The 15593-nt window shown below is 59.0% G+C and carries 10 protein-coding genes; 6 read left to right on the top strand and 4 right to left on the bottom strand.

All coding sequences use genetic code 11. The annotated features are described in order from the left end of the window. Positions 1-100: 100 nt before the first annotated feature. Positions 101-613: a Holliday junction resolvase RuvX gene (ruvX, locus tag ACYQ6J_RS06480; protein ID WP_460183370.1), complete on the bottom strand. Its 513-nt coding sequence runs from the start codon at positions 611-613 to the stop codon at positions 101-103. Between the two features lie 683 nt (positions 614-1296). Between ruvX and ACYQ6J_RS06475 the strand changes: the two genes are divergently transcribed. The 5 genes from ACYQ6J_RS06475 to nadB all read left to right on the top strand — a co-directional run bounded on the left by ACYQ6J_RS06475 (position 1297) and on the right by nadB (position 8471). Next, complete coding sequence (locus ACYQ6J_RS06475; protein WP_460183369.1) at positions 1297-2343, top strand: lysylphosphatidylglycerol synthase transmembrane domain-containing protein; 1047 nt, start codon at positions 1297-1299, stop codon at positions 2341-2343. A gap of 54 nt (positions 2344-2397) precedes the next feature. After that, a complete protein-coding gene (locus tag ACYQ6J_RS06470) occupies positions 2398-3366 on the top strand; it encodes a glycosyltransferase family 2 protein (protein WP_460183368.1) in 969 nt (322 codons plus the stop codon). Positions 3367-3460: 94 nt separating this feature from the next. Next, positions 3461-5005: a hypothetical protein gene (locus ACYQ6J_RS06465; RefSeq protein WP_460183367.1), complete on the top strand. Its 1545-nt coding sequence runs from the start codon at positions 3461-3463 to the stop codon at positions 5003-5005. Positions 5006-5316: 311 nt separating this feature from the next. Further along, a complete protein-coding gene (locus ACYQ6J_RS06460; RefSeq protein ID WP_460183366.1) occupies positions 5317-5643 on the top strand; it encodes an HU family DNA-binding protein in 327 nt (108 codons plus the stop codon). A gap of 1172 nt (positions 5644-6815) precedes the next feature. Further along, entirely contained in the window at positions 6816-8471 is a 1656-nt protein-coding gene (gene nadB / locus ACYQ6J_RS06455; RefSeq protein ID WP_460183365.1) for an L-aspartate oxidase, read from the top strand. Between the two features lie 179 nt (positions 8472-8650). Here the strand turns inward: nadB and ACYQ6J_RS06450 are convergent, their stop codons facing one another. After that, entirely contained in the window at positions 8651-9853 is a 1203-nt protein-coding gene (locus ACYQ6J_RS06450) for a pyridoxal phosphate-dependent aminotransferase (protein WP_460183364.1), read from the bottom strand. Between the two features lie 198 nt (positions 9854-10051). Here ACYQ6J_RS06450 and ACYQ6J_RS06445 point away from each other — a divergent pair, with 198 nt between their 5' ends. After that, on the top strand, positions 10052-11284 hold the full coding sequence (locus ACYQ6J_RS06445; RefSeq protein ID WP_460183363.1) for an inositol-3-phosphate synthase: 1233 nt from the start codon (positions 10052-10054) through the stop codon (positions 11282-11284). A gap of 399 nt (positions 11285-11683) precedes the next feature. Here ACYQ6J_RS06445 and ACYQ6J_RS06440 read toward each other — a convergent pair whose 3' ends face one another. Both ACYQ6J_RS06440 and ACYQ6J_RS06435 read right to left on the bottom strand, forming a co-directional pair. After that, complete coding sequence (locus tag ACYQ6J_RS06440; RefSeq protein WP_460183362.1) at positions 11684-12946, bottom strand: sialidase family protein; 1263 nt, start codon at positions 12944-12946, stop codon at positions 11684-11686. A gap of 286 nt (positions 12947-13232) precedes the next feature. Next, positions 13233-15416: a LamG-like jellyroll fold domain-containing protein gene (locus ACYQ6J_RS06435; protein ID WP_460183361.1), complete on the bottom strand. Its 2184-nt coding sequence runs from the start codon at positions 15414-15416 to the stop codon at positions 13233-13235. Positions 15417-15593: the final 177 nt, after the last annotated feature.

Raw genomic sequence — 15593 nt, 5'->3', positions numbered from 1 at the left:
CCGGGGTCGCACGTCGCCCGGTTTGCTTGCCTCTCTCACCGACGGATGAATTCGAGCGACACGCCATCAACAACGCTTGCCCCGACTTATTCTGATTCGATCAACTGGAGGCCGTATCGCCATTACCATCATCCAGGCCGGTCGGTTCCCAACTGACGGCGACGGTGGGGTTTCGACGTGCAAAGGTTTCGAGATATGCCTGGAGGATGATTTGCGCGGCCACCTTGTCGAGCCTTTTCTTTCGCTGTTTCTTGGTCATCGCCGCCTCAGTCAACCACGTCTCGGCAGTCCTGGAACTGAATCGTTCGTCCATGAACACGACCGGCACTCCCGTGGCCGATTCGAGCCATTGCCCGAACGATCGTGCCGCCTGAGACAGTTCCGACTCCCAACCGTCGCAATGAACGGGGAGGCCGACAACGAACAAGACCACTCCTTCGTCGTCCCTGAGTCGCCGAAAAAAGGCGGTATCCTGCCGTTCGTCTTTGGGGCAATAAACGTCCCACGGCGTGGCGATGGACCGCCCGGCGTCGCTGATGGCCAAGCCAATCCGTCGCTTCCCGTAGTCAATGCCGACAAACCGTCCCGTTGCTGGAATTGGCCGCTCTTTCATCTGTGGTGACGCATCCCTCTTCGGGTATCGCGATTTCCTATCCCCTCGGAAAACCATTGGGCGACGGAATGCGACGCTCAATTCGTCGCGAAGCTTGGCCTTCTTGCTTTCTCCTCACAACCCTATATTTTATCCGCGCTTCCAGTCAGGGCGTCGATGTTGAAGCGCGTGGGCTGAGGCTTCTTCGCATGATAAACGGCTCCGCACTGTCTCGTGGTTGCATCAGCGAAGGAACAAACGGCGCCGCGAAACCGCATTCGCCGCCATTTTCGCCATGCCTCGGAGAGGAAACGGAATCGCCCCGGCGAGAGAATGCGTCCTTGGATCGAGAAACGAACACCTTGGCTTTTTTCGCGGCCTAAATTCAACCTTTTGAACCGCTCCGCGGCGTGGTATCATGAACCGCGTGCCGGTTGCCGTCGCCTTGACGTTCCCGAAGTGTCCGCCCCCATCGACATAGGTCGGCGACTTGGGGGCGGATTTCGCAAACGACCGCCGGCATCGTAATCCCGCCACGCCGAATGCCGTAACTCTTTTTCGCCGATGATTCGCTCGCTGAAACGAATTCGTCATTCATTTTGTCGATTCGAGATAACGCTGTGAACAGCAACGTGCCCTCCACATCGACCTCCGATCGGCCCCCAAGGTCCGGACGGCGACGGCATGCATGGGTGCGGCATGCCGTGAGCTTTCTCGTGGTGTTGGCGCTGGTTTATTTTTTACGCAACACGCTGCTGGGGGCTTGGGGGCAATTCCACCGCCTTGAGGCGGACTCGGGCATCCGCCTTCATTTTCGGTGGGGATGGTGCTTGGGTGCCGCCGCGATGTATGTCGTGGGTGTCTTGCCTGCCGGTTGGTTTTGGCATCGAGTGCTGCGAGATCTCGGCCAACGGACGAGCCTGGCCCGGGCCATGCGGGCCTATTTCATCGGGCACTTGGGGAAATACGTTCCGGGGAAACTGTGGGTCGTATTCCTGCGAGTAGGATTGGTTGCCGGGCCCGAGGTCCAGCCTTCCATGGCGGCAGCGGCAGTGTTTATCGAGACCTTGACGATGATGGCGGTGGGCGCGTTTCTTTCCGCCGTCTACCTGGTCTTTGCGTGGCAGGGCAAAGGGGAGTTGCTGGCGGCAGCGGCGGGCATCGCATCCGTGGCCGTCTTTTTTACCTTGCCGCCCGTTTTCAAGCCTGTTTTGCGAATCGTCGCCCGGAAGAGCGGTCGGCAAGACGTGCTTCAAGCCGTGGAGCGTCTGGGATTCCGCACGTTGTGGCAAGGCTGGCTGGGGATGTTCCTCCTATGGATATGTCTGGGTATCAGCCTTTGGATGACGTTACAGGCGTTGGGACTGCACGGCTTGCCGTTTTGGGAACCGTTGCCCCGCATGGTTGCCACCGCAGCCATGGCCACCGTCTCCGGATTTGTGATCATTCTTTTGCCGGGCGGTTTGGGCGTTCGAGAATTCGTTTTGGTAGCGTTGCTGGCACCCTACCTTGCGGATTCGCCGGTCGCCTCGGAACTTGCCGGTCGAGGGGAGTTGACGGCGGTTCTCGCGGCCGGACTGCTGCGCGTAATTTGGCTTTTGGCCGAAGTGGCGGCCGCACTGGTTTGCTGGCTGTCGGCGTGGCCCGCTGCGCGATCATCCAACGCATCGCGGTCGGAAATGCGTTCGCCACCCCCGGGGACGCCGGACGAGGACGCCATGTCCCCAGCCCTGCCGACGGACCTTTCTTGAACGCTTGCGGTCCGCGGGCCGACGACCTCGCATACACCGCGGAAGGGAACGAACATGGCACAGCCTTTGTCGATTGTAGTACCGGTTTTCAACGAGGCTGCCAGTCTGCGGCAGCTTTACGACGAGATCGCCGAAGTTCTCGCACAGCACAATTATGAGGCTGAGATTATCTTCGTGGACGACGGTTCTCGCGATGATAGCTGGACCGTGATTCGCGAGTTGGCGTCGCGAGATGGACGGATTCGGGCCGTGCGATTCCGTCGCAATTTCGGCAAGGCCGCCGCACTCAGCGCCGGATTCGCGATGGCGAAGAACCCGCGAGTCCTGACGATGGACGCAGATTTGCAAGACGATCCCCACGAAATCCCGAACTTTTTGGCCAAAGTGGAGGAGGGTTTCGACGTCATCAGTGGTTGGAAGAAGATCCGTCACGATCCCTGGCACAAGGTGCTTCCATCCCGCGTGTTCAATTGGATGGTCAGCAGTATGACCGGCGTACGTTTGCACGATCACAACTGCGGCATGAAGTGCTACCGCCGCGAGGTTTTGGAAGAAGTCGTTCTTTACGGCGAGTTGCATCGCTTCGTGCCGGTCTTGGCCGCCGCCCGAGGATTTAGCGTCGGCGAACTCGTGATTCACCACCGTCCCCGCCGCTTCGGCAAATCCAAATACGGGTTTTCTCGTTTCGTCAAAGGGTTTCTCGATTTGCTGACGGTACGATTTCTGACCGGTTTCGGCCAGCGTCCGCAGCACGTGTTAGGTACCATCGGCCTGGTTTCCTTCGCCTTGGGCGCCGTGATTTTGACGTACTTGGCCGCTCTTTGGACCTGCTCGCGCACGCTCCCCGGTTGGAACCCCGTCACGCTGCACGATCGTCCCTTGGTGGTTTACGCCACCGGTCTGCTGCTGCTCGGAGGACAATTGATGAGCATGGGATTCTTGGCCGAGCTATTCTTGGCCTATCATGTCCGTCCCGAACGCACGTATTCCGTCGCGGAGCGGATCGACTCGCCGCCCGCGTGACAAGCATGACCGGTGATCCCTTTTGCTTCGTTCATCCTGCCGGGCATCGAGAACGCAACCATCCGACACCCCATGCAAAGGGAGACCGCCGCCCATGACCGCCTCACCGCCTGCCGAAACTTCTTCCGCTTTGACGTCTACGCTCGTTCGTCGCACCTGCTACGCGATTCTGATCACCGCCGCGGCGGGGGCCATGTTGGGACGCATTCTGGCGGTTACGTCGGTCGATGTCGAACTGCTGGAACGGCAACGCTTGCAAGATATCTCAAGGGAGTTGGAGTCGCGCCGCGCGGAATACGTCGCCCGAGGCGTCACCGGCAGGCGACTCGAGGCCGAAATGGCTCGCATCGAGAAAGCCCTCCAGGATCGGGCCGTCCTCAGTCGCCCCTTTCTCAGCGCTAATGATCGCAGTCGCTGGTGCACCGTCCGCGCCTTGGTGGAACCGGAAATGCGAGTACCCGGTGCGCCGTACGCCATCGACCGCGTGATTCAGGAACCGCGATGGGACACCATCGACATGGTCAAGCACGACGGCCATTTGTACTCGAGCAAGCCGCCTCTGTTCCCAACGCTTTTGGCCGGGCTTTATTGGGTCATCTTGCATACCACGGGTTGGACGTTGCGAGATCAGCCCTACGAAATCGCGCGAGTCGTGTTGATCCTGGTGCAATGGCTTCCCTTGATCGCGTATTTGATCGGCCTTGCTTCTCTCCTGGAGCGTTTCGCACGCAATGATTGGACACGCATTTTCGTCCTGGCGGCAGGATGCTTCGCGACGTTTCTGACCACCATAGTTGTAACGCTCAACAATCACTTGCCCGGTGCGGTATGTGCATTTGGGGCGATGTTTTTCGCCGTGCCGATCTTTTGGGACGACCGCCGAGAGGCATGGAGATTTGCCCTCGTCGGCTTCCTGGCAGCTTTCGCCGTGACGTTTGAACTGCCGGCGCTTATCATGTTCGTCGCCATCCTCGGTTTTTTGTCTATGGTTTCGCTTCGCAGAACGGTTTTGTGTTTTTTGCCTGCCGCACTCCTGGTCGGCGCGGCCTACTTCTGCACCAATTGGTTGGCCCACGGGACTCTGACCATTCCCTACTCGCACCGCGGTGAGGAGGGTGACAACTGGTACGACTATACCTACGAGCGAAGGGGCCGCGTCATCGAGAGTTATTGGCGCAACCCCGTGGGGATCGATAAGGGCGAGCCTTCGATCGCCGCGTATGTCTTCCACTCTCTGATCGGACATCACGGGATTTTTTCCCTGACGCCCATCTGGCTGCTGACGGTCGGCGGAATTTGGTTTGCATGCCTCGGAGAAGACCGTAGATGGCGTGCATTCGCCGCGACGGTCGCCGCGGCCTCCCTGATATGTCTGATCTTCTATTGGACGCGGGACCTCCGCGCACGCAATTACGGCGGCCTTTGCTGCGGCTTTCGTTGGATGTTCTGGTGGGCCCCGTTCTGGCTTCTGCTCATGGCACCGGGGCTGGACCGCTTGGCCCGCTCCCGATGGGGCAGGGGGGGCGCGCTGGCGTGCCTAGCAGTCTCGGCGATGTCGGCAGCCTATCCGACGTGGTCGCCCTGGGTTCATCCTTGGCTCTTTCGATGGTTGGAGTACCAAGGTTGGATCGCGTATTGACGGCCCACGACCCGAAACGCAGCAGCACGGGATGAAGGCGCAGCCCTCGCCCGTGGCCATTCCAGGGCGAAAAGAGCGTCGAAAACGGCCGTTTTCGGCGATTCCAACGCCGCACGCGGAGCAAAATCGCGCGAAAACGCCGTATTTTGGCCCATTCCCCGACCGATAAACTGCTTAACCCCCTTGAAATTCGCGGGAATCAGGGTCTAATCATTGCATTCAGGCAGCCGTTCTCGCGGGAGTTTTCGCCCCGACTCGGACGGACGTTCGTTACCAACCATTTCTCGACGTGGCATGGAGGAATCAGGTCTATGGCCAAAGAAGCAGCTCCCAAAAAGCCGTTGACGAAGACGCAACTTCGCGACGCCATCGCCGAAGCGACCGGCCTGAAGAAGGCTGACGTGGCAGCCGTGCTGGACGCTCTGACGAAGGAAGTCCAGAAGTCGCTCGGTCCGCGCGGCGCCGGCGCTTTCGTCCTGCCCGGTCTTTTGAAGATCGTGAAGAAGCGTGTGAAGGCCCGGCCCGCTCAAAAGCGTCCCCGGCCCGGCAAACCCGATGAAATCATCACCATCCCCGCCAAGCCCGCCCACAACACGGTTCGGGTCCGGGTGCTCAAGCCCCTAAAGGCTATGGTGTGATTGCGACCGGGCGGCATTATCGTCGCCCGGATCTCTCAGCCGATGGTCATGGCCGAGTGTTCAACATCGACTCGCCTTTCGCTCGTTTCGGACATGCACGGTTCGGGGGCGAGAACGACTGCCGCAAAAACAATGAGTCGACGAAGATGCTCGGCCATGATTTCGGGATGACGCCGCCTACAAGTGGGGTTGGTCCGTTGACATTTCCGCATGTTTGCTCCCAAGTCCGTCGCGGCTCGCAACGGACTTTTGGGTTTTCTTCCCGCTCGTGATGGTCATTGCCTCGCGGCCCTCGCAGAGCGCTTGCTGTCTTGGCTCTTTCACAAAATCTCCTCATCGCCCTTGATTCGGCGATTCTTTTTTGGCACACTCCGCCCCGCCGAAAGGCGACCACTGAGCCAAATCGTTGACGGCTTGCCACTTACGGCTTTCCATTCAAAACTGCGGTTCGATCGCGCCCCTGCTTACCGATCGGGTTTCGCAACCACCATCGTCAAAAATGGGATGATAGGATGGCGATGCTTCACGACGACGGGTGTTCCTGGACGAATGAAAAGCGGCATGATTCCGGTTGTCCGCACCGTGGTTTAGCCACCTGCCAATCTCTCGGGCCCCTTGGGCGAGTCGGCGTGAAGTCCGCTCTTTCTCAGGCTTGGCTGCTCGCTGCGGTGGGGATACTGCTATTCCTGTCCGCCGGTTGCACCTCGATGGACCTCCGCGGGCAACCCGACCCGCCGTCGGAGCTTTCGGAACTTGCCCAGCGGGCGCGTCCGAAAGACCCGAATCTTGAGCCGTTCACCTTCAGCAATCGCGCGAGGTCGATTGAGTCCGATTTGGGTGTTCGGTAACTTCCAGACGAAACCCGGTTCGTCCGATTTCGCCCATGCCGAGCGGCTTTGGCAAATCTCTCAACTCGCTGCCACGCGGCCTTGGCCTCCATCGCAAAGGCAGCGAGCAGAGACAACGGTTCCCCTCAAACTAGGCACGAACCAGCCACCGGCCGCCAGTCTCCAATCGCTCGGCCCGTATCTTGGATATAATCAAATGTCGGCCGGGGATCGCCACACAAATCCAATTCATGTCTTCCCGCAACGCATCGGCGGCGACGCCATTTGTTGATCGCCGCCGGTCCGCTCTGGTTTTTCGCAGGCTTACATCCGGAAGAAGAAGCCATGATAATCGACTGCGGCTCTCGGTATCTCACACCCTTCCATCCCAAGCGGATCCCGCACTACTTCACTGACGTCCTGGTTATCGGGGCGGGTGTGGCCGGCATGCGATCCGCCTTGGCGGTCGATCCGCGACTGGCCGTGCTCATCGTCTGCAAAGGTGAGCTACAAGCCTCCAACAGTTGGTACGCGCAGGGGGGCGTCGCAGCGGTCTATGATCCGCAAGACAAGGTGGAGGACCATGTTCGCGACACGCTGGAGGCGGGCGGAGGATTGTGCGACGAAGCCATCGTCCGGATGGTGGTTGAGGAAGGCCCGCAACGGATTCGCGAGCTAATCGACTGGGGCGCACAATTCGATCGTAAGGACGGACGGATATCCCTGGGGCGAGAAGGCGGTCACGGAAGAAATCGCATCCTTCACGCCAACGGCGACGCGACCGGTCGAGAATTGGTGCGGACCCTGCACGAACGCATCCGCTGCCGAAGCAATATCGACATCTGGGAAGATACCTTCACGATCGATCTGTTGACCCATGACGGGGAATGCCGGGGAGCGATACTCTGGAACCATCGTCACGGTCGAACCCTTGTTTGGGCAAGACAGACCATCCTGGCATCCGGCGGTTGCGGACAGATCTATCGCGAAACCACGAATCCGGAAGTCGCCACCGGCGACGGTATGGCCGTGGCCTGTAGGGCGGGGGCCGAATTGCGCGACATGGAATTCATGCAGTTCCATCCCACCGTGCTTTACATCGCCGGAGGCGCGCGACACTTGATCACCGAGGCCATGCGCGGCGAGGGCGCGCGTCTGGTCGATCGACACGGTTACCGATTCATGGCGGACTACGATCCGCGCGGAGAGTTGGCACCGCGAGATGTGGTGGCCGCGGCCATCGTAGAACAAATGGCGAAAACGCGACATCCCTGCGTATACCTCGACCTCAGCCATCTCGACGCGAGGCACATTCGCAAACGCTTCCCCGGCATCGCCGCCATATGCGAAGAGTTCCGCCTTGACATCACCAGGGACCGCATCCCGGTTCGCCCCGGAGCCCACTACATGATGGGTGGATTGACCGTGGACGCGAACGGACGCACCGGGATTCCCGGCTTATGGGCGGCGGGGGAGGTGACGGCCTCCGGACTTCATGGCGCGAACCGACTCGCTTCCAACAGCTTACTGGAGGCTTTAGTCTTCGGCGCCCGCGCCGGTGCCGGTGCCTCGGCGGAGGCCATGGAACGAGAGGACCGATTCGATGTCCCGCCCATCGAAAGCGCGCCTGTCCCACCCTCTCACGAACCCCTGGACCTCGTGGACATCCGCAATTCATTGAAAAGCCTAATGTGGCGATCCATGGGAGTTCGCCGCGATCCCGAACTGATGCGCGAGGCGCTGGAGGATATTTCTCGCTGGTGCGGTTACGTGCTGCCTCGCCAATTCAATCACCCGCAGGGCTGGGAACTCCAGAATATGCTCATCGTTTCCCGAGTGATGCTCCTGGCAGCGCTCGCTCGCGAGGAATCGCGGGGATGCCACTTCCGAACCGACTATCCCGAGCCGCGCGAAGAATGGCGTAGGCACCTGACCTTTGGTTGTCAAACCGGCGGAGAGTCGGGTCCCACCGAAGTCCAAGGCATCGCCGAACACGCTTGACCATCGCGCGCACCGCTGTCCGGCAACGCGCGACAAAGTCGAAGGCCTTGCCATCTCGGGGCTGAACGGAGGACAACATCGGCGTGCACGGTGCGGCAAAGGGGAAAAGATCGAATCGCCGGATATTGCAACTTGCCGGACCCGATCGAAACGCCCAGTGCCCGCACAAGCGGCCAGCCTCACTTCGCCTCGTTGATAAACGCTTCGATGGCATCCATGGCGGAAGCCAAGTTCTCCATCGAGGTTGCGAAGGAGAATCGCACGTAGCCCGGCGCCCCGAAGGCGGATCCCATCACAGAAGCCACACCCTTTTGCCCCAGAAGCTCCAGGCACCATTGAGAGTCCTGATCCACGCGGACGCCGCCGTAGGTTTTGCCCAAGTGTTGCGATATGTTGACGAAGGCGTAGAACGCTCCTTCCATCTTCGGGCACGACAAGCCGGGCATGGCATCCAGTCGCGATGCGACGTAGCGGCGCCGTGCGTCGAATTCTTGCCGCATCGTTTCCACACAGTCCTGCGGTCCTTCAATGGCGGCGATGGCGGCGTACTGACTGATGCTACACGGGTTCGACGTCTCCTGGCTCTGCAAATCTCCCATGGCCCTGGCGAAAGCCTTGTTGGGGGCAATAGCCCAGCCAATCCGCCAACCGGTCATGGCATACGTCTTGCTGACTCCATTGATGACCACCGTGTGATCCTTCAATCCCGGTCGCACCGTAGGAAAGCCGGCGTAGGGCTGCCCCGTGTAAATGAGCCGATCGTAAATCTCATCCGCCACTACGACCAAGTTCGTATCCAAAACTACGTCGGCAAGGGCTTGTAGCTCTTCACGCGAATACATCGTGCCCGTCGGATTGGACGGGCTGCACAGGAGCAGCGCCTTGGTCTTGGGGGTAATGGCATCGCGCAAAGCGTCGGCTGTCAACTTGAATCCGTTGGACTGCGGCGTGTTGACGATGACGGGAACCGCACCGGTCAATTTGACCAACTCGGCATAGCTCACCCAATAGGGCGCCGGAATAATCATTTCGTCGCCGGGATCCAGCAGGCAGGCAAAGACGTTATGAATGGCGTGCTTCGCTCCGTTGGATATCACGACGTGCTCGGGCGGATACTCCAAACCGTAACGCTCGTGATACTGCTTCACGACGGCCTTCTTCAGTTCGGGAATGCCGCTCGCCACCGTGTAATGCGTATGCCCGTTGCGCATGGCGGCGACGGCGGCCTCGCAGATATGCGCCGGGGTCGCAAAGTCAGGCTCTCCCAAGCTGAGGTCGTAAATCGTCTTGCCCGCGGCCTTCAATTCCTTGGCCTTGGCTGCCATCGCCATCGTTGCGGAGGGTTCGAGAGCCTGGATCAGTTGCGAGACGGTCACTGTCATGCCAATGTCCTTCAACTTCGCGAGGAAAAATCCCGTTCAGAGAGCAAAACGGCCGACGACTCACGTCAACCCATCGTTGAAGTGCCGTGCGATTCGGCGGATAATTGATAGGTTAAACCGACGCTCTCTGAAGCGGTAGCACCCTCTGCCGCCGATCTTAACTGGATTTTCCACGCTGCTTTTGTCGATGAGGCTGGGATGACGTCTTCCGCTAATCAAGGGATTCCCACGAATCCGGTCGGATTGTGGTTGATCGGTGCACGGGGCGGCGTTGCCTCTTGTTCGATCTTGGGCTTGTTCCTGTTGCGGCGAAATGCCGTGCCGCCCACCGGCCTGGTCACCGCGCTGCCCGAATTCGGCAAGGCGGGGCTCATTCCCTTCGATCAGGTGGTAATCGGCGGCCACGAAATTCGCTTTGCGCGACTCGTGGACGAGATACGGGCTTTCCACCGCACCAATCGGGTTTTTTCGCCCGACTGGATCGACTCGTTGCAAAGCGAACTGGACGACTGCGACGGGCGGATTCGCTGGGGAACTTTGAGCGGGGCTTCTCAGGCCGTCATGGAATTGGCGGCATCGGATGTTCCTCGCGACGCGTCGCCTTGGGAAGCCGTGCAACGATTGCGGGGAGATTTATCCGCGTTTCGGCAAACGCGCGGGCTGAGACACGTCGTGGTGGTGAACGTCGCCTCCACGGAACCGCCCGTCGATGCCGCATCCTATCCGTCGAGTTGGAAGGCGATGGAAGAGGCCTTGCGATCGGGCCGACTCTCGCCCCCTCCCAGCACGCTGTACGCCGTTGCGGCTTTATCCGAGGGTTGCTCGTACGTCAACTTCACACCGTCGCTCGGGGCTTCGCTGCCGGCCCTCACCGAACTGGCGGAAATCAATCGCACGCTGCACATGGGCTGCGACGGAAAGACCGGCGAGACGCTCATGAAAAGCGTGCTGGCGCCCATGTATCGCGCCCGTAACCTTCAGGTAATGAGCTGGGTTGGTCACAATATCTTCGGAAACCTCGACGGGCGGATCCTGGACGAACCCCACCACAAAGCGACCAAGGTCCGCAGCAAGGACCACCTTGTTGGCGACATCCTCGGCTATAGCCCGAAGACGGTCGTTTCGATTGAATACGTGGAGGACATGGGCGATTGGAAAACGGCGTGGGATCACATTCACTTTTCCGGTTTTCTGGGAACGCCCATGGTGCTGCAATTCATTTGGCAGGGCTGTGATTCCCTGCTAGCCGCGCCGCTGGTGCTGGACCTGTTTCGCTTGACGGAGCGAGCCGCGCGCTCCGGGCTCACCGGAACCATGCCCTTTTTGGCCCCCTTCTTCAAAAGCCCCTTTGGAGTCTCCGATAACGACTTCTTCTCCCAGCAGGGGAACTTGCTGCACTGGGTCGCATCACTCGCGGATAACGGTAGCTGATTCGCCGCAAGCGATTGCCGGACGAAAGCAACGAAATCTCTGCACAACAACCGCCCGGCAACAGCATAATACGGCCACAACTAGGGACTAAGATAGAAATGACGGTCGCGACCGAATCTGGCCAAGCATGGGGTAGAGGTTCGAGGCGAGACGATCGTGAGCGCTGCGGTGACGCACGCCCCGACCTCGACGAAGAACGAGGTCAAGAGTCGCGCCCCGGAGAGGGCGAGCACCGTGACTATATACCTTCACCGCCGAGCAGTTCCGCGGAGCGTGGCCCTGGTCTGCGCAGGATAGAGCGCTCATAGTTTGCGCCGCCCAACGATAGAAGTATCACCTGGACACAATAGACAACGTAGAGCGACCGAAAACCCCTATTTCTCGCCTTGGGAAGGAACCTCACGGCTTAGTTTTTTTGATCGCCAACGGCCGGCTGATGAGCATCTTCAACCTAGATTTGGGGAAGACTGGCTCTCTCGCGAGAACATCTTCCTCCGTGAATCGTGCCATGAGGATTTCCCCGTCCGTAGCCCGGTTGCGGTCATACGAGATGTAGATCGTGCCGTCCGGAGCCTGAAAACCGTCGGGATAGGAAACGCCCCCCCTATCATCGAGCACCAGACCTCCCTGCCACGTTCTTCCCTCGTCTTCGGACAGCCACGCGCTCAGCTTGACTCGCCCCTGGTGGGTGTCGATCGCATCGCCGTGTTTGACCAGAAGAATCCGTCCCGAGGGAAGGCGGCGGATGAAAAACCTCGCATTGGGGTGACCGACGCCGGAGAGTTCGGATGGCTCGGACCACGTCAGCCCTCTGTCGGTGGAGATCGACTGCATGATCCCTTTTCTGGTACGAGCCAGCATCCAGAGCGTGCCGTCCGTCCGCTCCACAAACATATGCTCGATCCAATCCGGATCGGGAAATTTCACGGGTCCCCCGCGACGTTGCCACGTGCGGCCATGGTCTGTGGAGACAAACATGTGGGCGCCTCGCATCGGATCCAATTCGCCAAACAGTTCTTTGAAAGGTGCGAAGCCTGGGAATTGGTTCAAATAGATCGGCAAGACCCATTCGCCGGAGGATAGCACAATCGGCTTATTCAACATACTGCCGTGCCAGATGCGTCGCGGCATACTCCATTGGGGTTGATCATCATCGGGGTTTTGACACACCGTCGACCAAACGCCGGCCCGACCGTCAAAATGATTCATGGTTTGGTCGAAAAAGAGCCACAGTCTGCCCTCGGGGTCCGCCCACAAGTTGCCGATGATCACGGTTCGGTCGATGGGCAGGTTTGTTGAGTGGGTGTCCACAACGAGGCGAGGTCTCGACCATGTCTCGCCGTCGTCGTCACTGGTCGCAAGGACAAAGAACGCCTTGGGACTGTCGCCCGCCGCCACCCAGCAGGCCCAAATGCGTCCCCGCGGCGTTCTTTCAATGCCGATCGTCATGCCGTAATCCAGCCGATCGTAATCATAATCGGGCAAAGGCGACGTGTTGAGCTGAGGGGTCACCAGGGCCAGATCCGCCACGCGCCGCATAATATCGCATTCGTACGCACGGATCTCATCGGGCGTCATCGCCGCGAAGCGCGTCTCGGGATGATCCTCGATGGTCTGCGGAGGACATTCGCCCCAGGTGGCCGTGTGCGCGAATAACAGCACGCACAAACACGCGGCTGCTTGCAGTTTCAGAGATGCAACCGACCATGCTTCGTGCACAGGGTTAATGAATGAGTCTATTACAACAATCCTATATTTGCGCAAGCTCATTGAACTTTCCCTACAGCTACGTTACACGGCTAAAGTGAATCCCCCACCACGCTTTGCGTGACGGTCGGTAGCCATCCGTTTCTTTGCGACTGTGCCACTCCGGGCGTCTCGCCGTTACGCGTTCGCGCCGTTCGCGTGCGGCATTTCGCCACCGTTGAGTATTCGAGCGAAAGCGGCACTATTTCGGTTTATCCGGCGGTTGGGTGCCGCCTAATGCCGCGTGGGCGGCGACTTCGTCCGGGGATAATGCCCGATCGTACAATCGCACCTCGTCCAATGTACCGACAAAATAGGCTTCATGGTCTACGTCGTAATTGCCAATAATGATGTTGCGGTCATTACGACCGATTTTGCCCGGTCGTTCCAATATTCCCACTTGCCGGCCATCCATGTAAAGCCGCATCATCGTGCCGTCGAAGGTCGCTGCCAGATGGACCCATCGCCCCGTAGGCAGCGATTGATTTGCCACCAGGTGATGGCTCCAGGCCGTCACCGGGATTTGGAAGGAAGGTTTTCCTTGTAGAATACCAAGGCGAAAACCGGTCGTCTCGGCACCTCCAAAGACTCGGTTGACGATCCATTTGTTATCCTGACCGGGGAGGTCCGTGCGGACCCAGCACTCGACGGAAAGCTGTGACTCAATTGACAGTCGATCGCCCGCCGGGACGATCACACATCCTCCCGAGCATTCCAACCCCATGCCCCGCCGTCCCTGGACGCGTTTCGCGCGATGAAGTATTCCGCCCAAGCGGTGTCCCGAGTAGTCGAAAGCCACTTCGGCATCTTCGTCCTCGTCGAAGCTCCACGATGCCACCAAACCGTCTTCCACTACTGTCGGCGCAATTCGTTTGTGCAATAGCGGGCGGATCTCCCTTTCTCTCTCGTAGTAGGCTCGGATGGGGACGTCGTAGGGACCGAGACCGATATCCTCGGGGATAAGATCGAAGTGCGGTCCGGAGTCGGGCGCAAAGACGCGACGGACGGCGTCGAGATAGCCGAAACCGAATTCACGATGCGGGGCGATGTAGTGTCCTTCCCCCCACTCGTTCCAATTATCCAATAATAGCAGTCGACTGCCCAATTCATCGGGCGGGAGTGTTGCTGCGAAGGCTTTGGCCTGTCGTAATAGCCTCTCGAAGTCATCCGGCGGCAGTTTCCATATAGAGCCTTCGTCTCGCCAACCGCTCCATCCCTGGGAGACCGTAATTACTTGCGGCAGAATGTTCAACTCCTGCGTTTTCTTGATGTACTCCATTTGAAGTCGGACGGCTTCCTCGGGACTGGGGTTATTCCGAATCGGCCACACGTAAGCGAACGTGTAATCCAAACCAAGGTCTTTCATAAGTTGTAAATGTTTCGGGTCCGTACCTCGGTATTCACCCAGCAGATAAATCCCCGCGAAACCGGCCCGGCGGCTGACTTCGCGCATCTTGGCAAATGCCTGAGCTACTTTGTCCACTCCGCCTAGGTCCTCAATCAAGTATTCCGGGCGATAAATGAATAGAAGCGGTTTATTATCGATCACCAGATAGTTCGACCGACGAAAATAGTTCTTGATCCAATAGGGCAGCAGGTTGTGCAAAAGATCCTCTTCGTCGGCAACACCGGCTACCCCGCGGCGCTGGTTTTCCCACATGATGGCAAAGCGGATCTTGTCTTGAAACCGCGAATGGAACAAAGCATCGTGAATGGCGCTCGAATAACGCGTCTCGACAGGCCGACCCTGGCTTGCTCGGTACCAGCAGTAAAGGAAAAACGAGATTCCATGTTCCACGGCCCACTTTGTTTCCCAATCTGCGACCTCGGGATTCTCTTGGCAATAGAACCCTAGGGCCGGCGTCCGTTCGGGATGCTTGAGGAGGTTCCGCCACATTTCCGGCTTGTCGGCTTCCCAAAGGGGACAATTATGCGCTCCCACCAGGATATCCGTCATCACCGGTTGAGGCTCCGGAATCCGGTCCTGTTTCTCTATAGCCGCAGGAGGGAGAAACAGCAGCGTGATAGTCTTTTGCAAGGGCGGTCGTCCGGGGACATTGACGATCATTTCAAGCGTGTGACGTCCTTCCTGGAGTGCCTCGATCGTCCAAGACAGAGAAAGTTCGCCATCGCCGTCTCGAAAGGCGAATGCGGTTTTGTATGCGCCGCTCACAAGTCGCACCTGGTCTGGTATGCGGAGTTCCGCAGTTCCCTCTTCATCGCGATCACCGAGGTTGGTTAAGGTCGCACGCAGGGTAATGGGCCGCTGTGCTCGACATACCGTCGCCCCCGGTTGAAACTCCAGGATGCCGACGTCGCCACTCGCCCGTTCGACACTGAGACAGACGACCAATAACGCTGCAAGCAACGACCTTTGCGCCGACATGGATGAAAATCCGGTGCGTTTCACGTCTCTAATCCTCCGCGGTCTATCGGATTGTCTGCGTGCCCAAACGTCTCGGTAGGCGTCAAAACTATGTCTCTTTCGCAATCATAACGGAAGGACAGGGGATTTGGGTTTCGTAAAGCCGACCCCAAAAGCAGGCAGGACGGGACGTCCTCA

The sequence above is a fragment of the Thermopirellula anaerolimosa genome, assembly GCF_054657335.1.
This window is presented reverse-complemented; position numbering and strand designations above follow the sequence as displayed.

Bases quoted from the DNA above. Each gene is read 5' to 3' on its own strand.
- nadB (WP_460183365.1), top strand. From the start codon at position 6,816: ATGATAATCGACTGCGGCTCTCGGTATCTCACACCCTTCCATCCCAAG.
- ACYQ6J_RS06465 (WP_460183367.1), top strand. From the start codon at position 3,461: ATGACCGCCTCACCGCCTGCCGAAACTTCTTCCGCTTTGACGTCTACG.
- ACYQ6J_RS06460 (WP_460183366.1), top strand. From the start codon at position 5,317: ATGGCCAAAGAAGCAGCTCCCAAAAAGCCGTTGACGAAGACGCAACTT.
- ruvX (WP_460183370.1), bottom strand. From the start codon at position 613: ATGAAAGAGCGGCCAATTCCAGCAACGGGACGGTTTGTCGGCATTGAC.
- ACYQ6J_RS06445 (WP_460183363.1), top strand. From the start codon at position 10,052: ATGACGTCTTCCGCTAATCAAGGGATTCCCACGAATCCGGTCGGATTG.
- ACYQ6J_RS06435 (WP_460183361.1), bottom strand. From the start codon at position 15,416: ATGTCGGCGCAAAGGTCGTTGCTTGCAGCGTTATTGGTCGTCTGTCTC.
- ACYQ6J_RS06450 (WP_460183364.1), bottom strand. From the start codon at position 9,853: ATGACAGTGACCGTCTCGCAACTGATCCAGGCTCTCGAACCCTCCGCA.
- ACYQ6J_RS06470 (WP_460183368.1), top strand. From the start codon at position 2,398: ATGGCACAGCCTTTGTCGATTGTAGTACCGGTTTTCAACGAGGCTGCC.